Origin of the sequence: Campylobacter showae, from assembly GCF_900573985.1 — a bacterium.
Lineage (GTDB): Bacteria > Campylobacterota > Campylobacteria > Campylobacterales > Campylobacteraceae > Campylobacter_A > Campylobacter_A showae_E.
This window is the reverse complement of the sequence record NZ_UWOK01000002.1, coordinates 47,412-69,817: the sequence shown is the minus strand read 5'-3', so window position 1 is coordinate 69,817 and position 22,406 is coordinate 47,412. Positions and strand designations below refer to the sequence as shown.

Here is a 22,406-nt window from a genome sequence, read left to right as displayed (position 1 = left end):
GCATATGGATCTTGGCGGCTTTGACTTCAAAAATATCTTTACTTTTCTTGTACAGCTATATACACTCCATTTTACAAATTTATCGCCCAGCCATTCATGCGAAGGCTGTCTTTTTTAAGCATAATTTCTACCCTAACTTCATTTTTAAAATCGTTTAAATTATAAAAATTTGTCAAAAAGTGAATTTTTTGATTGCTAGAACCAACTATACCGCGACTCTCATCGTATAGTTCATCAATATATTCACCATCTATAAGCACGTCCGTATATTCTAGCAGCTCTGCTAAGCCTTCCAGGCTCATTGATTGCATTTCTTGTAATGTATAGCCGCTAAAAAGGAGTACGCTAAGATTGTTTTGTCTGCACCATTTGGCGATTTTAGCCAATCCAATTGATTGCAAGATCGGCTCGCCGCCTAAAAGAGTAATGCCTTCTATGCCGTTCATTCCACGAGATTTTTCAATTTTTTCTATTAAACTATGTGTTTTTATAACTTCACGTTTTACTAGCGTCTGCATGTGCGGGTTACAACAATTTTTACATCTTTTTAAACACCCTTGAGTCCATATTGCCATACGTTTTCCAGGTCCTTCAGCAATTGTGCACTCGCGGATACTAGCTATATTTAACATTACTTAAGCTCAAATTCAAATGTGCCAAACTTTTCGTTTTCTATCTTGATGGTTAGTGTGCGTCCGATAAGCCTATCAAAATTTTCAAACACAAAAGCCGATAACGGATTTATTATGCTACTTTCCAGCATATTTAGTACACCTCGTCCACCATTATTTTTATCAACTCTTGAAGCTAAAATTTTATATGATTTTTCTTCATCATCAAATTTAATTGTGCTAATTTTGTATTTTTCTTTTACAAATTGCTTTATCTTTTCAAATTTAGATTTAGCTATTTCTACCAAAAAATCATCGCTATTAATAAAATTAAATGGCACAATATTATCACTACCTATTCTGTTTAGTAGTTCTGGACGTTTTAGTGTTACTATAAAATGATCTTTTACCTTTTCTAGAAATTGTCTTTTGACCTCTTTTACATTATCTGAATTTGCGGTGTCTGAAGCACCAATATTAGATGTAAAAATAATAACAGACTCGGCAAATGATACTGTTTCGCCTTTGCCATCTGTTAGTCTGCCGTCTTCTAAAATTTGTAAAAATTTATCTAAAATTTTTCCATGAGCTTTTTCAATCTCATCAAAAAGTAATACGCTAAAAGGTTTTGCTTTGATGGCATTTGTTAGTTGCCCTCCCTCTTCATAGCCTACATATCCAGGAGGTGCCCCCACTAACCTTTGATCGCTATGTTCGTGGTTAAATTCCGACATATCAAAACGTATACAAGCAGTCTCGTCGCCAAATAAAAAATTAGCTAGAGACTTTGCTAGTTCGGTCTTGCCGACGCCGGTTGGGCCTACAAAAAACAGGACACCTTTTGGCTTTTTAACTTTTGTTGAGTGTTGCAAGCCGGAAAAGCCGGTAAAGGCTCTAATAATGACGTTTTCTACTTTTTCAATCGCTTCATCTTGCCCTTTTACTCGCTCTTTTAAAATATTTTGTATATTTGCTATTTTGTCTCTGCTTAGATCTTCCCATGGGCTTTTGCTCTCGCCGTATTTATATAAATTTATCGTTTTTTCATAACTTAGTTTAGGTTCTGAAATTCTAGACAGTTTTATGATTTGAGCTATATCCTTTAATGTAAAGCCATCCAATGCATCAATAAAGTCATTTAGTCTTAATCTATCTAGCGCTGGTTCAAATTCTATCATGGATTCAGTATATTCAACAAATTCGCTGCGGCTAGTGCGAGACGGAATAGGTATGGTAACGGTGCTGACGTTTGCGTCACCTACATAAAAAGACGATGGCACCGTCGCCAACTTTTGAGTTAAAATAACTACCAGACAACCTTGTTTTATCATATCCGTATTTAAAAGATCGTAGTTTGCGTTTTCGTTTATGCTCTTTTTTAGAATAGTAAGCCACTGTTTTTCTTGATCGCTCATACTAGAATTTGAGCTAAAAATATAATCTGAATAGTCTAAGATAAAGCAAGTTCTTGAATTGATTTTTTGCAACATAAATCCAAAAAAATCATTTATATCTTTATATTTACCAGTATCATTATTATTGCTTTTGTCGTCTTCTCCTATATCGTAACTTTCCTCATCATCGCCTAGGTCATCTTGAATGATATCATAAAACCCGCCACTGCTTTTGGATAGCTTATTTATGCCGCTAATCCTATCCCAAAGAATGACATTGCTAAAATTATTATTAAGCATATCAATTATAAAATCGGTAGTATTTACATACTTACCATTTTTGCCTTTTATTATATCAGCAGTATTTCCGCTAAGTACGATGGCACTTTTGAGCTTACTGTCACGTTCAAATTTTTTTATCCATTCGCTCATATTATTCTCTTCTTAGTGGTAATTCGTCATTTTTGTTAATATCAATTGCGCCTTTTGATATCCTGTCTGGATTTTCCCAAATTGTTTTTTTGGTTTCAAATTTTATAGAGTAAATATCATTCAACTCTTTTTCAAATTTTTCGATATCCTCTATGCATGTCATTCCTTCATAATTGTCAAATTTATAGTTTAGCTTTCCGTCCAAAGAGACTTTACAGCTAGCGGTTTTCCCAGATGGGCGGCTTGCTTGTATTATTACGTTGCCATCCTTGAGGGCTATTTTTGTTATATTAAATTCTTGTTTTTCTAGGCTTGCTTTTATATTTCTTACAACTTCTTTTCTGGTAGCTTCATCTATCAAAAAATCATTTGTTTTGTTTTGGACTTCCTCGATATCATCTTTTATGCTTAATATATCGCTCTTGCTATTTATCGCATCTTTCGCTTTGGCTATTTGAGCTAAAATTTTTTCTTGTTCTTTTTTAAATTCTTCTGAGATTTTTTGATTTTTTATTTCTGCTTCTATGGTTTCCAAGTCATTCTTGGTCTGAACTTTTATGCTTTCTTGCTTCTCTTTTTCTCTGTGTTCTTCTGCTTTAATCTTTGCGTTTTTTACTACCGATAAGATTCTATCGCGTAAGCTGTTTTTAAAAGTGCTTAAATTTGTTCCATCATAGCTAGACAAACTATCTTTTATTTTATTAAGCTCATCTTTTGCAAATTCTATAACTAAAACATCTGAAATTTTACGAATTTCAGAATAGTAAAAATCCGCAATATCACTCTTATTTAAATTTGCCTGCTCTTTTTTGATCACCCTTGCATTTGATTCTAGCTGATTTATATAAGTTTCTATTTCAAAGCTTATATCTCTTGCATTATACGGATCTTCTTGCAATTGCGCTTCAGCACTTGCAATGTCTCTTGCAAGTGCATCTAACGAGATAAATTCATCTAATCCCGCCGATTTCATAGAGTTTAGCCTTTCTTTATATCTGACTAAAAACTCAGCAGTTTGTTTTCGTACCCTTTCTTTATTTAACTCTTCTCTTTGCCGTCTAGCTTTTTCTTGCTCTTCTTGCCATCTTATTCTGGCTTCAAATTCTCTACTCATTTTTTATTCTTTCCTTTTTTCTTATTACTGTTTTGTTTATTTATTAAGTCTTTTATAGAACTATCAAATAGGATATTTTTAATATCATTTATGGGTATCTCTGTCAGATTGTAAATTGTATTAACCATACTTTTAATTTGATCTAGTTTTTCTTTTTGTTTTTCTTGGGTTAGAATATCTTTGCACAACAATCTTAGTTTATTAATAGTTATTTCCACATCGCTTATCTCTTGTAGATTTTGTATTTGTGAGATTTGCGTAAAAAACTTTGGATAATATTTTTTTATAAATTTGTTCTGTTTTAATCCGTTTGATTTTAAATATATTATAAGTTGCATCAAATCATCATAACTATTTATCTGCAATTTATCATAAATTTTTTCATTGTTTTTCATTTTAGTTGTTTTTACATAGTCAAATATTTCTTCGTTTTTATTTAAACTATTGATTTTTTCATTATTTAGTAAAACATACTCTTTTATCTCATTTAATGTTTTATCATCTTTTAGCTGAGCTGCTTTTTCAATAAATTCATCTAACTTTTTTATCCCATCATCAAATTTAAAGCTATTAAACCATGCTAATATATATTTATTTCTACTCTCTGCTTTTAAAAATAGAGCTAAGTAAATTATATCGCTGTTTTCATATATGTATTTACTTATAATTTTGGGCAAAAAGTTATCTATGAAATTTTGCGTCTTAATGCTATAAAAAAGAGATATTTTACTATTTTTATTATCTCTTTTAACTAAAAAATTTGCGAAGCAAAGGTTTTGCCTGCAATTATAAAGCACGCAATTTTCCAAAGGTATTTTATCAGATAGTTGTATTATTATGTTTTTGCTATCAAATTTTATATTAAAATCATTGCTTTCACATATTATAGCAACTTTTATTTTATTACTATTCTTATTGAGATACTCTTTTACCATTTTAATATATCGTTCAACACCATATGCTTTTCCATTAAGTAATAAGATATCTTCATTGCCAAAAAAAGACAAGTCGTTGTGAAATTTTTCTATTTGTTCAAAATTTGAATAGTCAAAGTCATTTAAATTTTGCTTCTCTTCCCACTCATTTTTTATATATTTAAAAATTTCTTCTAAATACTCTTTGTTATTTTCCGTAAGGGTAATTTCTCCACTCTCATCCAAAAGCACTCCGTTTTTGATATGTTCCCACTCTTTTGTGCTGCTATGTAGCTCAATTTTGTTTATTTGCGTGCTATCATCAAACCAGTTAAATTGATTTTTTTGACTTTCTAAAATTTTGATTGCTTCTAACTCATCCATAGTGGACTCTTCATCGATACAAAGTTCGATGCCTGCAGGTTGAGTTTTTCTATTTTTATAGTGCAATTCTAATTTTTTATTAAAAAAATCGTATGAAAATGCAACTTCTTCTTGTTTGGGATCATTTGGCATTTCGCCTTTATAAAGAAAAGCTTTACCGTCATCGCTAAGTTCAATATCTTGTAAAGTTAAATTTTCGTAATCATCCGAATCATCATAGCTTAACATTCCTTTGCTCTTTAGGCTTTTTAGTATTGGTAAAATAGTTTTTTCGAAATCTCCTATAAAAAATATATCATTAAATAAAGCTGCTAGATTTAAAATTGAAAAATTTGTTTTTTCATAGCTGGCAAGTAGCTCTAATATTAGCCATTCAAAAGCTGTAATTTTGCGCATACTAGAATAGGAAACTATCGTTTGATATTTTTGATATGGTTCAGATACCGTTACTTTAGCTATTTCTTTTTTCATTGTCTTTGCCTTTTGTGTCAAGCTTTTTGTATTCTAGATATATCTCTTTTGCTAGTTCATTTCCTAGCAAAATATTACTATCAAAGCACATATTGGCATCAATTAGAGTATTAATAATATCCTCATAAACCCTTCTATTTAAGCTTCCTATTTGATCCATTTTTGGAATTTCCACATTTAGTTTTTTAAAGCAGTTCATATCACCCATAATAAATAGTGCCTTTTGTGCGCGTGAAAACATTACATTGATTCTCTCAAAGCTCTTTATGTGACTTGAATATGAACGCGTTCTAATTAAATTTGATATTATTATCTCCTTTTCTTTGCCTTGAAACCTATCTACTGTGTTTATATCAACACCAACATATTTAAATGATATACCCTTCTTTTTTAAAAATAACCTTATCTTATTTACTTGTAACTGGTAAAGGCACACGACACCGACGCTCACCTTGTGATCAAGCTTTTTATCGGCATAAAATTTTTCTAGCTTATTTAAAAGCTCAATAGTCATATATAGTTCTACGAGATTATAGGTGGAGGTGCTTCTGGCTTCATGCAGTTCGGATATTTTTTCTTTTTTGTTATCAACTACTATCTCGCCGGAATTTATCCAGTATACATGCTTTTGTGGTTCTATAAATCTAAAGCCGTTTTCGCCTTTGATTGTTATATCGTGAGCCTTGCTAATATTTTCTATATCTACTGGTAGCCCAGCTTTAAGTCTATTTTCGTAAAATCTATTGATTACGCCCATAATTTGCCTGTGCATTCTAAATTGTTCTAGCAATGAATGCTTAATGTTTGGATGAGCTGTCTCAAAATATTTTTTAAATATTGAGGATGTGACCATGTTTTTGTATTCATTAAAATTTTCCTCTGTGATAATATTTTTTAATTCATCATCTTCTCCATCTTCTATGTTATCTACCATTTCACTATATGTTTTTTCATTTTCTCCAAACAATGGCGGCAACTGCCTGTGGTCGCCAACTAGGATAACTTTGCTAGATTTTAATATCGGCAAAAGTAGTTCAGGGGGCGTTGCTTTGCTGACTTCATCTATAATTACTACATCAAATGTGTCAAGCCCTCTATCTTCTAAAATTTTAGGATTATCTGTACATGACATACCAACGACATTGCATGAATTTACATATGTATCTTTGTAGTATTCATTTTCGTTGTTTAAATCTATATTTTTTAGCTTGTAGTTGAAATTTTTTAATATATTTTCATAATTTTCTCTTATAAGAGCGTAGTCGTTGATAGTAGTAACTAGTTCATTGCGCAATTGTTCTATTTTCTCTATTGACTCTTCTTGCGAGAGTTCGTCGCAGATATTATACTTCTTTTTTATATCAGCTATATTTTGCTTTGTTTGTTTCGCAATATCTAAATTACGCGAGTAATTTTCCTTATTGACGGAAATTTTGCCATTTATAATTTCCATCTCCTCTTTTAAATTTTTAGTGTCTATAATGTACAAATTTGTTAAAAAACTTGATGAAATACTACAAATTTTGGTATTAAATTTATCATCTAGTTCAAGTATTTGTGACCAATATTTTGTTACTATATTTTTTATCTCTTGCAAATCACTGGTATAAAAAAATCCTTTTTCTGTCTCTTTTAGTGTAAATGTGTTATTGTTAATTTTCTTTTCCAATTCTTTTTGTTCTTTTTTTAGTCTATGAAAATCCTCTTCGTCTTCTATTTCGTGTAATTCGTCTTTAATCTCGTTTAGTCTATTTATAATATCTATATTTTGAACATTTGGCTGACTGGTATCAGCTAAATCTAGCTTGCTTTTTAGTGCTTTTATTTTTCTAAGATTATTATAAATCTCTTTTATTGCTTTACTTGCATCATTTTCATCTCTTTGTGTAGCTATTCTTAGAGTGTCTAATTTTATACTATTATTCATTATATTTAATAATGGTGTAATGATCGCTGCTATTTCCTTTATTAGATCATTTGGTAATATAAAATTTGCATCTTTATCTTGCAAAAACTCTAAAAATTTATTAATCTCGTTTCTGAAGTGTATAGTAGTATTATTTTTATCTTCATTTTGTTTTATTTGCAGATTTATATCATCAACTTTTTGTCTATCTATCAAAAGATCTCTTTTAATATCCTCTATACTTTTTAATAAATTTTCTAGTCGCTTATAGTAATTTAATATATCTCTCGCATCTTTATCTATGTCATTTTTAATTTTTTCGTCGTTATCCCACTTGTCTATATAGTTTTCTTGAATTTTGTTTTGTATCGTACCTAGATAATAGCCAAGTGCCTTACTCTCTTTTAGGTGTTCTATATCGTCGCTAGTTTTGCTATCATTTAGGCGTACTGCTCTTATGGAAGGATCTTTGGCTAGTCTCTCAAGTACGTTGTCGACCGCTAGATTTGTTTGAGATGCGAGTAATACACGCTGTCCATTTTTGGTGAAGTGATATATAGCTTCGGCTATTACGGTAGTTTTACCAGTTCCTGGAGGTCCTTGTATCAAGCATACATCTTTAGTAGCTAGCATTTTTTTAACAGCTACTTTTTGTTCTTCATTGAGATTTGTATTTTTCCAAACATACTCTTTATTTATCTCTTCGTTTGCCGGGATTTCCGCTTTTGTTATATCAAATAACCATAAGAGTAAATTTGGTGCCATGCTTTCATCTTGTAAGGCTTTGTTTATACCTCTATTTAGACGAGATATAAGCGCAAAATCACCAACTTCTTTTGTGGCCAAAAAACCTGTTTCTTTCTTTTTAAAAAAATTATCAACTTCTTCGCTACTTACGCTAGCGTTATATTCTTCAATATAATCCTTATCTATTTTAAAATCAATGTTATATATATAAAGCTTATTTTCAAATGTAGGGGCTATGTTATCTATCTTAGTTGCCAAATCCCCTAAAATTTTAGTGCTATTAAAATCTCTATTAACCTTATATGTTGGATTGTATACGAATTTCATTTCGTCTTTCGAATATGAGTTTTCAAATATATCCAAATTGCCTCGTTTTAGATACTTTTTTATTTTGTCAAAGTCTTTTGTATCTGTTGCCATAAGTTTTAACAAAATAGTTTGATTTTTTTCATTAAAACCCATGTATTCATACTTGATGCCTACTAGTTTTTGCTCTACTATTTTTTTTCTCCATCCAAGATAGTTTTGCCACTCTTGAAAATTTTCTTGAGAAATTTTAACTATAGACTCCGTTTCATCTATTTTGTTATTTAAATCACGACTGCCAAAATTTCCTAAATTTTTAATATACACGATAACACCGTTTATCTCTCTTTCTATTTCGTTTTTTGGGCCTTCATAGTTTGGCACTATTTTTATCTTATTTACAACAAAAAAGCCATTTTTTACGTAACCTCTAAAAGAAAGGGATTTCCCGTTTAATTCCTCTATAAATAAATTATCATATGCTGGCCTAATCCAAGCCTGACGCAATTCTTTGGGCTGATTGTCTTTGTTTAAAACAACCCTAGTGGCATTAGCAAAATACAACGTATTATTAAAGCCGTCATAAAAACATTTGTCTAATAAATTTTTAGCATACTCTTCAACGCCTACACTTTCTAAATCTATATTGTTGTTTGATAGCATTCTCGATATATTTTTTATATCGTGTTCTAAATCATTACCCCTACTGTTTAAATCATTTTCTATTTTGATATATAAAGTTTCCATACTACCAACTTTTATTCTTAATTTGTATAATTATATTATAAAAAATGTTTAACTAATATTAAATATTTCACACCACTAATAGGCTTATTATAGTAAGGTATTTTGTCTCGTCAGTCTATTGTCGCATTTTTGTGTTTTGCTTTTCTGCTGTATTTGCTTTTATCTTTTTTAATCCTAGTCGAAAGAGACATCTCTCGCTTTATGTGTGATAATATATTATGATCTCGTTTTTGCACATTTTACCCTTTTAAAATATATAAAATTTGGCATTATTGTCGCCAAAAACTAAAATGTTTCAAATAGCCTTATTTTTCATCAAACTCGCCTTTTTATCCATGTTTGCTTTTAAGGTGCCGCGCAACCAGTGGACAAAATCCTACAACATAAAATTGTCAATTACCGACAATCAGAAGCACTTTTTGCATAGCCTAGAGCATAAAAACTTATTTTATAGTATAATTTTCACAAAAATATCGCAAAGGTTATCCATGCTTAAATACTTAGAAGTAGGTGTCCACGGCATAGATTTAAGCCCTCCTATCCTTTTATCGGCTCGACGATTAGAGGCGCTTTAGGATACGCTCTTAGGCGAGCTTGTTGCCCATATATAGGCGTAAACTGCGAGGAATGCGGCATTAGCGAGCGATGCGTGTATAACGATTTTTTTGAAAACGTATCCGATACTCCGAATTTTAGACTAAATATTAACCTTAATCAAAGAAGTTTCGATTTTAAAATTATACTTTTCGATTATGCTACAAATTGCCTACATCATATTGTTATAGCTATCCAAAATATGCAAGAAATCGGTCTTGGCGTCAATAGGGACAAATTTAAATTTACGAATCTGAGCTTAAACGGTAAAATCTTTGATCCTAAATTTTTATATTCAAAGACTCACGAAACGTTAAATTTCACGCCCGATTTCACCGCAGGCGATTATGAAATTTCGCTTCAAACACCGCTTCGTATAAAACAAAAAAACGTTCTTGTCCGCCGAGATATAGATTTTAAATCCTTCATCCGTCAAATCGCTATGAGATTTGAGAGCATAACGGGCGAAAGCATGGATAAATTTGAGGTTAAATTTGACTGCTTCGAGCAGGATTTGAGATTTTACGATATTAACCGATACTCAAACCGCCAGTATGCTAAAATGCAATTTGGCGGCATGATCGGCAAAATGCGGGTTTTTGGACTTGACGAACGCTCGGCAAAGCTTTTGCAGCTAGCCTGTATCACGGGCGTTGGCAAAAGCACCGTTTTTGGACTAGGCAAGATAAAGGTAGATCGAATCTAATTTCGCACCGCAAAATTGCAAAATCATCAAAAAGGAGTTTTGTGTTTGATTTAAGCTTAGAGGATGTTTTTGCTAGCAATGCCTTTGAATATGCCATAAAAAGGCTTAAGCATACGGCTTTAGGGCTTGACGGACTTAGCATAGATGATATTTGCACTGATTCTTTTTACGACGAGTTAAAAGATGAAATTTTTAATCTTTCTTATTCGCCCGAGCCGCTAAAACGAGCTTTTATCCCAAAAGAGAACAAAGACGAGCTCCGTAAACTCGCCATCCCGTCGTTAAAAGACAAATTTGCGCAAAATATCCTTATAGGAGAGCTTTCAAGCTATTTTGACAAAGGTTTTTCAAACCGCTCTTATGCTTACCGCACCGGCAAATCTTACGCTAACGCCGTATACCGAGCTAGGGATTTTTTCAAAAATTACGATTTTGCCTTAAAAACCGACATCAAAGATTTTTTTGAAAATATCGATCACGAAAAATTGCTTGAAATTTTGCGCGCAAACATCCGAGACGTGCGTATCATTAGGCTTATTGAGCTTTGGATAAATAACGGAATTTTCGAGCATTTTGATTATAGCGCTCACGCAAAAGGCGTTCACCAAGGCGACGTCCTAAGCCCGCTCCTTTCAAACATTTATCTAAATCAGATGGATAAATTTTTAGAGCAAAGCGGCGCCGAATTCGTCAGATACGCCGATGATTTCGTTGTATTTTTTACTTCATACGAAGCCTCCGAACAAGGACTCGCGCACTTAAAAGATTTCCTAAAAACCATAAATTTATCCCTAAATGAAACCAAAACATCTATCCACGGCAAAGATAGCGCATTTACATTTCTCGGGGTAAATTTTAAAGGCGCAAATTTAAGCATAGGCGAGGAAAAATTTGAGCGGATCCTAGACAAACTCGCAAGCTCTGCCAAAAGGCCGACGATAAGCCAAAGCGTAGAAAATTTAAACGCCTATGTTTATCATCTAAAAACCATCTCGCTTAAGCTTTTATCGCCGCCGCAAAACGAGATATTTGGCATGCGTTTTGACGAAGTTTTGACAAATTTGACGCGCAGATTTTTAAAAACTACGGACAAACAAACCATAGCTGATGCGCTCTCGGCGGTAAATTTCCCGTACAATCTAGGCAAAACCGCCAAAAAAACCAAAATCATAAGCTACTATAAAAACGCTAAACGCCCCGCCGTGAAATCCGTCCAAAATGCGCTTGAAGCAAAGAAAAGAGAGTATCTAAAAACCTTCTCGCAAAGCTCCATTATCCACATCACTACGCCGTTTTATTTTCTGGCTCTATCTCAAGGCAAATTCGTCCTAAAAGACAAAGGCGTCATAAAGCATAAATTTCCTATAAGCCAAATAACCCAAATCATCATAAACGCCCAAATTTCGCTAAGCTCAGCCGTCATCAAAGAGTGCGCCAAACGCAAAATCTCCATAAATTTCATCAACGAAAAGACAAATCTCAGCTACGCTACTCTCTTTACCGCAAATTCCGCCATCTCTAAAACCGCCGCCTCGCAAATTTCGCTACTAAAGACCAAAAGGCCGCTTCGTATCGCCCAGCAGTTCATCATCGGCAAGCTCAAAAACCAGATAAACTATCTAAAGTACCTCGACAAATACCACAAAAACTTATCCTGCGAAATTAAAACGATACAAGATATTTTAAAATCTCGCGTGCCAAATGCCGCTAGCGTAAACGAGCTTTTGGGATTTGAGGGGGAGCAGCGCAAATGCCTATTGGCAAGCGGTTGCAAAAGCTATCGACTATAAATTCGGCTTTAGCGGCAGGGTGACGCAGGGCGCTACCGATGTCGTAAATTCCGCTCTAAACTACGGCTATGCGATCCTTTACTCAAAGATTTTAAAATCCATCGCCGCAGCAGGCCTATCGCCCCACGTTTCGTATCTGCACGCTCTAGATGAGCAAAAGCCCACTCTAGCCTTCGATCTCATCGAGGAGTTTCGCGCCTTTATCGTCGATCGCGCCATTATCTCGATGATAAACAAAAACGAGCCTTTTGAGATAAAGGGCGGGCTTTTATCCGCTGCGACTAGGCAAAATATCGCCAAAAACGTAAACGAAAAGCTCTTTACCCATACCGAGTATAGAGGCGAGGAGCTAAAAGCGCAGGATATCATAGATAAGCAAGCCTACGCGCTAAAGCGAGCCGTAACGCAAAATGAAAAATACAAGCCATTTATCGGGAGATTTCAGTGAATCTAATCATCTGCTACGACGTCCGCGCAACCAAACGCCGAAACAAACTAGCCGCCTTGCTAGAGAGCTACGGACGGCGCGCCAACTACTCGGTTTTTGAGCTTGACATTCGCGATAACGAGTACATCTGTATAAAAGACCGCATTGCCCGCATCATCGACCCCAAAACCGACAAAGTCCTTTTCTACCGCCTCTGCAAAACCTGCCTGGCTAAAAGCGAAATCTTAGGAGAAGCCAAGATATTTCATATCTCAGATACATATATCTAAAACTCCCTTTTTAGGGATTTGATTCTCGAACTTTTATAAAATTCAAAAAGCCCTATTTTAGGGACTTTTATATTTTACTAAGTTTCAAAAAGTCCGAAAACCTCAAATTTAATACTCCTAAAAAATAGATTCTCGGACTTTTAAAATTTAGTCTGTTTGAAAGTGCCTATTATAGGGTATTTAAATTTAACGAATTTAGCAAAAGTTCGAAAATCTACTAAAATTTCATTTTTGAAAATAGATTCTCGGACTTTTTAGCTATATATGATATAATGGCGTTTCTCAATAGTTCTTTAAAAACTCATTGTTAATCTTAATGCGTTTTTTAGGCTATTTGATTCAAATCTCCCCGATCTAGGGGATTGAAACACTAAATCCATCTTAGGTAAAATTGCTGTTTCTAAGAAGTATTTGATTCAAATCTCCCCGATCTAGGGGATTGAAACCTATGTTTGTTCTTATTTGGACCTATCTCTGGAACAATGATATTTGATTCAAATTTCCCCGATCTAGGGGATTGAAACTAGAAATCTACAAAATCTCCTAATACTCTCCAGTATCTAAATTTGATTCAATTTTCCCCGATCTAGGGGATTGAAAATATGGTTTAGATTTATTTTAGTTAATCAAATTTAAAAGATTAGAAGTTTGATGAGTATTTTAAAGTCTTTACATAAATATGATATTGATATCATAAGGATACTAATATAATATTTAGCATTACTACATGAAGCATTAGAACTTTGGCGGTAGTCGAGTATTAATGCCTTAAATAAACAAGATGATTTTTATGGGTGAGATATAAAATTCAGATATAGTCTGATTGGCGGCCATGTAAATTATGGTTTGTTTGGATGCATTAAAAACTTCTCAAATTTTTAACGCATTGCCGCCGATATGTTAAAAATTTAGTATTTTCTTAACATATTATGGAAGACTTGTGTGCTATAGTACTAGTCCGCGTTGTAATATTTCAAACAACTTTAAATTTACAAAGTAATTTATACGACCGAGCTTTACGCATTTAAATGCTCCTAGTTTTTCGCAAATTTTAAGATATTTAGAAGCTGTTTGTCTAGAGATATTTAGTTTTTTCTCCACCGATTCTATTTTTGTATACGGGTATGAAAAAAGTAACTCCACAAAGTCTTTACTATATACACCTCGCTCTTTTTCCTGCAAGAGCTCGCTAAATTCTCTTATGGCATCGTCTATCTCTTTTATGAGCGTGACGGATGCCTCTGCGGTGTGCTCTATGCCGTTTAGCATATACTCTATCCAAGCACTCCACTCGCCGTTTTTGCTTACATTTTCCAAAAGCTCGTAGTATCTGGATTTGTTTTTTATGATATAGGCACTCAGATATAAAATCGGCAAATCAAGCAGCTTTTTGTGCGTTAGATATAAGACGTTTATGATGCGCCCAGTTCTACCGTTTCCGTCATAAAACGGATGTATGGTTTCAAACTGATAGTGGATAACGGCTAGTCTAATTAGTGGATCAAGTTCGTCCAAGTCATCGTTCATGTACTTTTCTAAATTTGTCATCAATCTATTTATGTCATCTATGTGTTGCGGCGGTATATGCTTTATCTCGCCTGTGGCGGGATTTTTAAGCATAGTTCCGCTTTGGGTGCGAAAGCCTGCATTATTGCGCTGCAATCGTTTTTGAATCTCTAGTATATGACGAGTTAAGAATAGATTATCTTTTTTTATAAGCAAGTAGCCTTTTTTAAGGCGATTTCGTAGTTCATAACCTCTTTTACGCTTTGTGCGATTTTGGTTTCGTCTATTTGCGCTAAAAATAGCTCATCGTGCGTAGTGATAATGTTTTCGATCGCGCTTGAATCTTTTGCCTCTTGGAGTACTAGAGAATTTATCAAAATATCATGGTTTGGTATGGTTTTTATAAAGCCGTTTAGTTCGCCTAGTTTTCTTGAGGCTCTATTTAGTGCTTTATAAATTTGCTCGGTAGGCTTAAAATTCAGCGGAAGCTCTTGGGGTATAAATTCTCTTTTTTGGGTCATGTTCTTACTCATACTTTTTGTAGTAGTCTATCTAAAATGAATTAAAATTTGGATTTAATTTAGCGTAAGGTATCCTTTGTGCGAAGAATAGTGTAGGGCACGGTTGGGTTTCCTATTGTTTGTTCGGCAAAGATATCATAAGGTGTTTTGGTTATTTACTTAATCATATAACCTATTGCAGTTCCTGGTGACTTTGGATTCAAATATATCTTTGCTTTTTTTGTATAGTTATATACACTCCACTTTACAAATTTATAACCCAGCCATTCATGCGAAGGCTGTCTTTTTTAAGCATAATTTCTACCCTAACTTCATTTTTAAAATCGTTTAAATTATAAAAATTTGTCAAAAAGTGAATTTTTTGATTGCTAGAACCAACTATACCGCGACTCTCATCGTATAGTTCATCAATATATTCACCATCTATAAGCACGTCCGTATATTCTAGCAGCTCTGCTAAGCCTTCCAGGCTCATTGATTGCATTTCTTGTAATGTATAGCCGCTAAAAAGGAGTACGCTAAGATTGTTTTGTCTGCACCATTTGGCGATTTTAGCCAATCCAATTGATTGCAAGATCGGCTCGCCGCCTAAAAGAGTAACGCCTTCTAAGCCGTTTATTCCACGATATTTTTCAATTTTATCTATTAAGTATTCTACGCCGCACTCCTATATCTCATATAGACATACTCGTAAATTTTCTCTCTACATATCGCAATACTAACGTCATCGTAGCACTCAGGCAGCTCTCCCCAGAGAGTATCACGGATGAGATTATCCACCTCGGCTTTTGTCTCTTGTTTGTCGCTCCAGTGATCTAGTTCAGCGATTTTTGATTTGATCTTATCAAGTAGAGCCGCGGCTACTTCTTTGATCTTTTTTATTTCATTTTTGCTAAGATCATCTCTAAAGAGCATATCGTAAAACGACAACTCCTCATCACTCGCAAATCCCTCTTTTGCGTAGCGTCGCTCTTCATTGCTCATCTGACTTGCCAGATCCATAAGATCCATAAATGTCTTTTCTATCGTCGCCCTGTCTTGCTCCGTATTATACTCTGCGATGATTTGTTGATAGCGTTCATAGTAGTCTATGCGGTTAGGATTGTTAAAAAGCATACTATCTAGCTTTTGTTTGATGATCTCCTCTAGGTCTTTTATGGTTAAATTTTTGGTTTTAACCTTCGCAAATTCACTACGCAGCAGATCAAAGTCTATAGCGCTTATATCAAACCTACGTGCGGCTTCGCTATCTAAAGTAGGCTCATCGGCTATTTTTATATGTTCGTTGATGATTTTATGTATCTCGATCATTAGGTCAGTTGTATTTGTATGCTTTCGCTTTTTTTGAAGCTCAGTGTAGATAGCTGCGATAGCTTCATATTGTTTTCGCATTTGAGCGGTTATGTCGTTTCGGTCTGTATATTTTATGAGTCGGTTAAGCTCCGAAGCATAAGTTGTAAAGATTTTCTTATCCCCGATACTTCCACAAACAGCATTAGCCGCCTCTTGCAAATATGCAAGCTTTGCAAAATCAACCGCACCGATAAGTTTTTCTAGCTCAAATTCTTTTTGCTCTAAAAACTCCCTCGTCTTTTCTACCACTTCTATGATACGCGCGACGAGCTCCTCTTTATCTATTGTAGGATCTGCGCCGTTATTAGCACCTAAATTTGCGGTGTAGTCTGCAAGTGCTTTTCTGAGTGCCTTTACGATACCTATATAGTCAACTATCAACCCATTGCTTTTGCCTTCGCTTACGCGGTTTGCTCTAGCGATGGTTTGCATTAGCGTATGCGCTTTTAGCGGTTTATCAAGATAGAGGCAAGATAGGCACTTCACATCAAAGCCAGTTAGCCACATAGCGCAGACAAAGACTACTCTCAAAGGATTTTTGCTATCTTTAAATTCTTTATCAAGCTCTCGCTTCTCCATCTTTTCTCTATGGTACTCGATATCTAGATCCCATTTTCTAAAAGTCTGAATTTCATTTTGTTCTTGGCTTATTACCACCGCCATTTCGCACTCTTGCATCCATTTTAGCTTGCGTTCTAGCTCCTGCGCCTCTTGTTGGGAGACTTTTTTGATATTTTCCTTTAGGGCTTTTATCTCTTCTTGCCAGTACTCTTGCACGAAGTTATACATCCTAACGCACGTTACCTTGTTTAGACAAACAAACATCGCCTTTCCGCTCGTCCACAGATCGCAATAATGCCTAACAAAATCACGCGCGATAGATTTTAGCCTAGGCTCCGCCGTTAGCAAGTGTATCTCTTTTGCAAATTCAGCCTCTAGCTTATCTTGCTCATTAACATCAAGATCGGCGTTTTCTATGGCGTCTAAAATTTGATCCGTTATTTCCGGATTTTGTAGATCCACGATCTTTTCGCCGCGATTTTCATAATAAAGCGGCACCGTCGCGCCATCCTCAACCGCTCTTTTAAAGTCATAAACCGAGACATAACCGCCAAAAGTCCTGGCCGTGATATTGTCGCTAGAGAGCAAAGGCGTACCGGTAAATCCTATACGAGCAGCTGTGGGTAGTAGTTTCATCATATTATCGGCAAATATCCCATACTGGCTGCGGTGCGCCTCATCTGAGATGATGATGATATCGTGGTCTGGATAGATAGGCGCTTCATTTGGTTTATTAAATTTTTGAATAAGCGTGAAAATAAAGCTTGGATTGCCTTTTAGTTTTTGCACGAGATCACTGCCGCTTGTAGCGATATACTGAGAGGCTTTTATATCTTTGCCAAGCAGTCCGCAGTTTTCAAAGGTATCGCTTATTTGAGTATTTAGCTCGTCTCTATCGGTTAGGATAACAAACGTCGGCGTTCCTGGCATCTTTCGGCGAACCTTTTTAGCAAAAAATAGCATAGAGTAGCTCTTGCCTGATCCTTGCGTATGCCAAAACACGCCCAGTTTACCGTCGTTTAGCTTTCTTGCGGCGTATGCTTTCATCGCTTCGTTTACGCCTAGATATTGGTGATTTCTAGCGAGAATTTTCGCCGTATGGCCGTTTGAGTGGTCATAGAGGATAAAATTTTCAAAAAGATCTAGGAAATTTTCTTTCTTGCAAATTCCTAAGAGCATAGTCTCAAGAGCCACACTTCCTTGATCGTTTTCATCAAGCCTTTTCCACTCATGGAAAAACTCAAATTTACTCCCAAGCGTGCCGACCTTTGCCTCCATGCCGTTTGATAGCATGAGAAAGGCGTTGTAGTAAAACAAATTTGGTACCGTATCTTGGTAGTCTGTGTAGTTATCCTCATATGCGTTGCGAACATCAACCGAGCTGTTTTTGAGCTCTACAAAAAGTAGCGGTATGCCATTTACAAAGCCTACGATATCCGTTCTTCTTCTATGTAGCTCTCCGTGGATTTTTAGCTCTTTTATGGCTAAAAAGTAGTTATTTTCAGGGTTTAAAAAGTCTATAACCATAGCCTTTTTTATCTGCGTTTCGCCGTTTGGCTTTTTTATGGTTACAGGGATTCCGTCTCGTATAAGGTAGTATTTCTCTTCATTTACTTGTAAAAGCGAAGCCGTAGATAGTCTGCTCTCTAAATTTCTAAGAGCCTCGATGATCTGAGCCTCATTTATCCAAGGGTTAAATTTCTTAAGCGCCTCTTTGAGATAGCAAGTTAGGAGAATTTCTTTATAGCTCTTTCTGCCAAATGTGCCGTTTTCGCCCAAAATTTCACTGTTATATGCAAATTTAACATCCCAGCCTAGCTTGTCATGGAGTAAATTTCCAGCACTCTCTTGCACTAAAATATTTTCGGAATAATCATAACTCATAGATATCTCCTTATACTTCTATCTCACCACTCATAAGCTTTGGTAACAAGCGATCACGAGCATTTTTTAAACACTCAATCATTTTTGATTGATTTATTATTTTGTAGTAATAGCATTCTGCCAATCTATTATAAGCTTCGATTATCGTTAATGTAGGGATTAATACATCTTGCTGCGACAAAAAGTCTTTCCAACGATAATTAACAATACTGCTGGCACTTTTTTTATCAAATTCACTTGTTTTTCCACTTAAACGTAAATATTGCAATGTATTGTACATATACTGAGAAAGCGAATTATCAACAAGCCTTATTAGCTTACAAAAACTAGCACACATTACTGGGCTACCATATATTTCAAGCAATTCTTTTCTTATTAGTAGTGTTCTTGCAACACCTTCTGTTTTACTGCCTCCAGATACCTCAAATACAATATCTCCATCTTGTAAAATTCTGGAAGCTAAATTACTTTGTGTATGGTATCTATATGGTATGGACAATATGTCTCCATGTGTTATTCCGTGCAAATCAGTTCCACGTATTACAAAAGCTGGCTTATCGTTTTGTTCTTTTAAATAGTCTTCGCCCCATCCTCCACCTATTTCGTAAGAGACTATATTGCAAATAGGCTCCTTCCTCCACCCCTCAGGGATGCCGTCGATAAATTTGGCATTCTCATATCCTGGAAAGCGAAAATCAACAAACCACTCTTTATACAGACGCTGCGCCGCCTCTTCAAGAAGATTAATCTGCTTTTGATTACTTTCAATCAGATCGTCATATGCAGATAAAATTTTAACGATTTTGCATTGTGTATTAAATATAGGCACTGGAATCTCAAGTTGCTTTAAAATATCAATAGTTAATGCTGGCTGTGCTGAGCCTATTGTTCGCGACCAGATTGTTTTTTGCCCAATATCAGAATTTATCCAATAGTATAAATATTTAGAATTAATGCTCTCATCAAAGTTACTAAGCCATATTAAATTCCCATCTTTAAAGTAGAAAATTTCATCAATAACAACATATGGAATACCCAAGGTTGCTCCTACAGCCGTAATTAATAAGTCATTTTTATTGGGAGCTCCAAATTTTTTCTTAATGTCATCAAAAGTTTCCCAGCTGATAAACAATGGGTTAATTATTTCATTTTTATTTTTCTTATCTATTATTTCTTTTTGCCTATAAAACGGAACACCTGACTTTGTATACTGACTTGCAAATATTCTTTTACTTGATGATACTTTTGCAACATCTCCAAGTCTTACTTTTTCCCACTTCACAACCCCATCTCCTTTAAATTTTGAGAGATGGTATCCATGAGTAAATTTGACTCGGCCTGTAAAGATAAAAGCTCACGGTGGATCTCTATCATACGCTCCTCAAAATCTACCCCGTCATCTTCTATCGGCGCAACGCCCACATAGGCTCCAGGAGTGAGCGACCAGCCCTTTTCTTCTATGCTGACGCCCTCATTTTCTCCTTGCGCTGCTTTGGTAGTATAGGCAACCTTGCAAAGGCCAAGCACATCTTGATAAACGCCATCTTTAAATTTCTCATAGAGCCAGTTTGCCTCTCTGGCTGTCGTGAGCTTTTCGCTAAATTTGGCAAGCTGTGCGTCATACTCTTCTTGCACTCTCTTCTTTTCTCGTTTTGGGGCTGCCTCTACCGCCTCTTTTGCTTTTGCTCTAAGAGAATTTATCTCTTGTGAAATTTCATGAATTTGTTCGCTAAAAGGCTTGGTGCTTGCAAGAGCAACTTTATACTCATCAAGCAAGGCTCTATACTTATCTATCTCGCCGCGGTATAGCCATACGATAGCATTGATGTTTTTTAGCTGCCAGTAAGACCATTCGTTTAGCGTGCGATCAACTGCGGTGTAGTAGTTTCTAGCGTCGATAAAAAGCACCTTGTTTTTAGTCTCATTTGACTTGTTTTTATCAAAAAACCAAAGAGAGCAAGGCAGAGAGAGCGTGTAAAAGAAGTTATTTCCTACGCTGATCATCACATCAACATCGCCTGTTTTTACAAGACTTTCTCTTATATCTTTATCTTTGCCGCCGCTATCCGTGGCTGAAGACGCCATAACAAAGCCTGCACGACCTTTTTCGTTTAGGTAGCTATAAAAGTAAGATATCCAAAGGTAATTTGCGTTTCCGACCTCTTTGTTTTTATTTACGCTTGGCATGCCAAAAGGCAGGCGTTTTGAGCTTTCGCAAGACTCGGCCTTTACTTTATCGACGTTAAAAGGGGGGGGGTTTGCCATGACGTAGTCGCAGCGGCCGTCAAGGTTGTGAGCGTCGCTATAAAAGCTGTTTGCCTCATCTCCGGACTTGATAACGCCGGTAAGTCCGTGCACCGCCATGTTCATCAAGCAAAGCTGTGCGTTGTACTCGACCTTTTCTTGGCCGTAAAAGGTCATCATGCTATTTGCGTTCATGCCTGCTGCATTTACAAAATCCCCAGACTGGATAAACATACCGCCAGAGCCGCACGCTGGGTCAAAGAGTATGCCGTTTTTTGGTTCCATGATATTTACGATCATCTTTACAAGCGACTTTGGAGTAAAGAAAACGCCATCATCAGAGGCTATGCTTTTGGCAAATTTATTTAAAAAGTACTCGTAAATTCTACCGATGATATCTCCGCCGATCTCATCAAGGGCTGAGTTGTTAAATATGCGCAAAAGCTCGGATAAAATTTCGTCTGAAAAATCAGCATAGCTTTTTGGTAGTACGCCGATGAGCTGTTCGCTCTGATCTTCGATCAAGGACATGGCGTTGTTTACGACTTCGCCTAGACTAGTCATGATGTGGTTGTCTTTATTGACAAGATTTGCCGATGAGATATCTTGAGGTAAATTTAGTAGATAGTCATACTGAGCTTCTTTTGGAAGATAGAGTGCGCTCTTTGCCGCAAAGTCGCTCGCCTCAACAGGCATAACTCTGCCGCCGCGAGACGGGCGATCTTTTAAAATTTCAGCCTCTACCATTTTAAATCTACTATACGCGTAGCGCAAAAAGATAAGACCAAGTACCGGCATACAGTATTGATATGATGTGAGGTTTGAGCCTGAGCGTAAAAGGTCCGCCGACTCCCAGAGGTCGTTTTCTAGTTTTCGAATGTTTATCATCTTTTTCTCCGTTATGTAGTTAAATCATATCGCTCAATTAAAGCGTGGTTAAATTTGATTAATTATATGAAATACTATAAATTCATTAAAAAACGGCAAATATTCCAATCCCTTTTAGTTGCTTGCACATGCATGATTGATTAATATTTATAGTTTATTTGCTATTCTACCATTTTGCTTATGGATTATTGCTTATGATGGAATAAATATTATGTGGCTCGTTAGTAGTTAAAACTACTTTATTGAGACTATCCATAGCTAAAAAATTTTACTGAGCACATTTTTGCTTGGCGGCAGAAAAATGGCTCATGGGACGGTTTTTTCTTTATTGTATCACGCAACTCGTGCATATGTATAAGATTATATTAAGGCTACAAGATAAATCAATTATCATTGGAAATAGCAAAACTTTACTAGTAAGAATGTGGATAGAAAAGGGCGTAGAACGAGCATTTAAAAAAAGCGTCCAAAAGCAAGCTAAAAAACTAAGCGAATGAAGCGAATAAAAGTAGTAGGGTAGGGGCATCTAGCACGGCTTTATGCTTTTTAGATGCCTTGTTTTTTATAAAATGTATATTAGCCGTTAACATATTTTTGTGTATTAAAAGCATTTGAG

13 protein-coding genes and 1 pseudogene are annotated in these 22,406 nt (G+C 35.4%); 4 read left to right on the top strand and 10 right to left on the bottom strand.

Features of this window, described 5'->3' with window-relative positions; translation table 11 throughout:
* Positions 1 to 71 precede the first annotated feature (71 nt).
* The 5 genes from EE116_RS11130 to EE116_RS11110 are packed head-to-tail and all read right to left on the bottom strand — an operon-like array spanning position 72 to position 9,026.
* Positions 72 to 632, bottom strand: coding sequence for a 4Fe-4S single cluster domain-containing protein (locus tag EE116_RS11130; RefSeq protein ID WP_122874541.1), 561 nt, complete (start codon positions 630 to 632; stop codon positions 72 to 74).
* Positions 632 to 2,437, bottom strand: coding sequence for an AAA family ATPase (locus EE116_RS11125; protein ID WP_122874540.1), 1,806 nt, complete (start codon positions 2,435 to 2,437; stop codon positions 632 to 634). The genes EE116_RS11130 and EE116_RS11125 overlap by 1 nt, the downstream gene beginning before the upstream one ends.
* A 1-nt stretch (position 2,438) precedes the next feature.
* Positions 2,439 to 3,551 (bottom strand): hypothetical protein, encoded by a 1,113-nt coding sequence (locus EE116_RS11120; RefSeq protein WP_122874539.1) that lies wholly within the window; start codon positions 3,549 to 3,551, stop codon positions 2,439 to 2,441.
* Positions 3,548 to 5,320 (bottom strand): hypothetical protein, encoded by a 1,773-nt coding sequence (locus EE116_RS11115; RefSeq protein WP_122874538.1) that lies wholly within the window; start codon positions 5,318 to 5,320, stop codon positions 3,548 to 3,550. The genes EE116_RS11120 and EE116_RS11115 overlap by 4 nt, the downstream gene beginning before the upstream one ends.
* Positions 5,301 to 9,026: a DEAD/DEAH box helicase gene (locus EE116_RS11110; protein WP_122874537.1), complete on the bottom strand. Its 3,726-nt coding sequence runs from the start codon at positions 9,024 to 9,026 to the stop codon at positions 5,301 to 5,303. The genes EE116_RS11115 and EE116_RS11110 overlap by 20 nt, the downstream gene beginning before the upstream one ends.
* A 796-nt stretch (positions 9,027 to 9,822) precedes the next feature.
* Between EE116_RS11110 and cas6 the strand changes: the two genes are divergently transcribed.
* From cas6 to cas2, 4 genes are read left to right on the top strand one after another with little or no spacing between them, the layout of a single operon-like run.
* Positions 9,823 to 10,326, top strand: a complete 504-nt coding sequence (gene cas6, locus EE116_RS11105) for a CRISPR system precrRNA processing endoribonuclease RAMP protein Cas6 (RefSeq protein WP_163028068.1) — start codon at positions 9,823 to 9,825, stop codon at positions 10,324 to 10,326.
* A 41-nt stretch (positions 10,327 to 10,367) separates the two neighbouring features.
* Positions 10,368 to 12,116, top strand: coding sequence for a CRISPR-associated endonuclease Cas1 (gene cas1 / locus EE116_RS11100; RefSeq protein WP_122874535.1), 1,749 nt, complete (start codon positions 10,368 to 10,370; stop codon positions 12,114 to 12,116).
* On the top strand, positions 12,058 to 12,564 hold the full coding sequence (gene cas1 / locus EE116_RS11095; RefSeq protein WP_122874534.1) for a CRISPR-associated endonuclease Cas1: 507 nt from the start codon (positions 12,058 to 12,060) through the stop codon (positions 12,562 to 12,564). Before cas1 (EE116_RS11100) ends, cas1 (EE116_RS11095) begins: the two co-directional genes overlap by 59 nt.
* The gene (cas2, locus tag EE116_RS11090; protein WP_163028067.1) at positions 12,561 to 12,833 is read left to right on the top strand and encodes a CRISPR-associated endonuclease Cas2; all 273 of its coding nucleotides are present in this window, start codon (positions 12,561 to 12,563) and stop codon (positions 12,831 to 12,833) included. The genes cas1 (EE116_RS11095) and cas2 overlap by 4 nt, the downstream gene beginning before the upstream one ends.
* Before the next feature lie 945 nt (positions 12,834 to 13,778).
* Here the strand turns inward: cas2 and EE116_RS11085 are convergent.
* The 5 genes and pseudogenes from EE116_RS11085 to EE116_RS11065 all read right to left on the bottom strand — a co-directional run bounded on the left by EE116_RS11085 (position 13,779) and on the right by EE116_RS11065 (position 21,790).
* Positions 13,779 to 14,860: pseudogene (locus EE116_RS11085) on the bottom strand (Fic family protein).
* Between the two features lie 244 nt (positions 14,861 to 15,104).
* Positions 15,105 to 15,497, bottom strand: a complete 393-nt coding sequence (locus EE116_RS11080; RefSeq protein WP_277418969.1) for a 4Fe-4S single cluster domain-containing protein — start codon at positions 15,495 to 15,497, stop codon at positions 15,105 to 15,107.
* Between the two features lie 17 nt (positions 15,498 to 15,514).
* Positions 15,515 to 18,658, bottom strand: a complete 3,144-nt coding sequence (locus EE116_RS11075) for a type I restriction endonuclease subunit R (RefSeq protein WP_122874531.1) — start codon at positions 18,656 to 18,658, stop codon at positions 15,515 to 15,517.
* A 10-nt stretch (positions 18,659 to 18,668) separates the two neighbouring features.
* Entirely contained in the window at positions 18,669 to 19,940 is a 1,272-nt protein-coding gene (locus EE116_RS11070) for a restriction endonuclease subunit S (RefSeq protein ID WP_206159273.1), read from the bottom strand.
* Positions 19,937 to 21,790 (bottom strand): class I SAM-dependent DNA methyltransferase, encoded by a 1,854-nt coding sequence (locus tag EE116_RS11065; protein ID WP_122874529.1) that lies wholly within the window; start codon positions 21,788 to 21,790, stop codon positions 19,937 to 19,939. Before EE116_RS11065 ends, EE116_RS11070 begins: the two co-directional genes overlap by 4 nt.
* Positions 21,791 to 22,406: the final 616 nt, after the last annotated feature.

Excerpts from the sequence above, each read along its gene's own strand:
- EE116_RS11115 (WP_122874538.1), bottom strand. The coding sequence starts at position 5,320 with ATGAAAAAAGAAATAGCTAAAGTAACGGTATCTGAACCATATCAAAAA.
- EE116_RS11130 (WP_122874541.1), bottom strand. The coding sequence starts at position 632 with ATGTTAAATATAGCTAGTATCCGCGAGTGCACAATTGCTGAAGGACCT.
- cas6 (WP_163028068.1), top strand. The coding sequence starts at position 9,823 with ATGCAAGAAATCGGTCTTGGCGTCAATAGGGACAAATTTAAATTTACG.
- EE116_RS11110 (WP_122874537.1), bottom strand. The coding sequence starts at position 9,026 with ATGGAAACTTTATATATCAAAATAGAAAATGATTTAAACAGTAGGGGT.
- EE116_RS11120 (WP_122874539.1), bottom strand. The coding sequence starts at position 3,551 with ATGAGTAGAGAATTTGAAGCCAGAATAAGATGGCAAGAAGAGCAAGAA.
- EE116_RS11075 (WP_122874531.1), bottom strand. The coding sequence starts at position 18,658 with ATGAGTTATGATTATTCCGAAAATATTTTAGTGCAAGAGAGTGCTGGA.
- EE116_RS11065 (WP_122874529.1), bottom strand. The coding sequence starts at position 21,790 with ATGATAAACATTCGAAAACTAGAAAACGACCTCTGGGAGTCGGCGGAC.
- EE116_RS11125 (WP_122874540.1), bottom strand. The coding sequence starts at position 2,437 with ATGAGCGAATGGATAAAAAAATTTGAACGTGACAGTAAGCTCAAAAGT.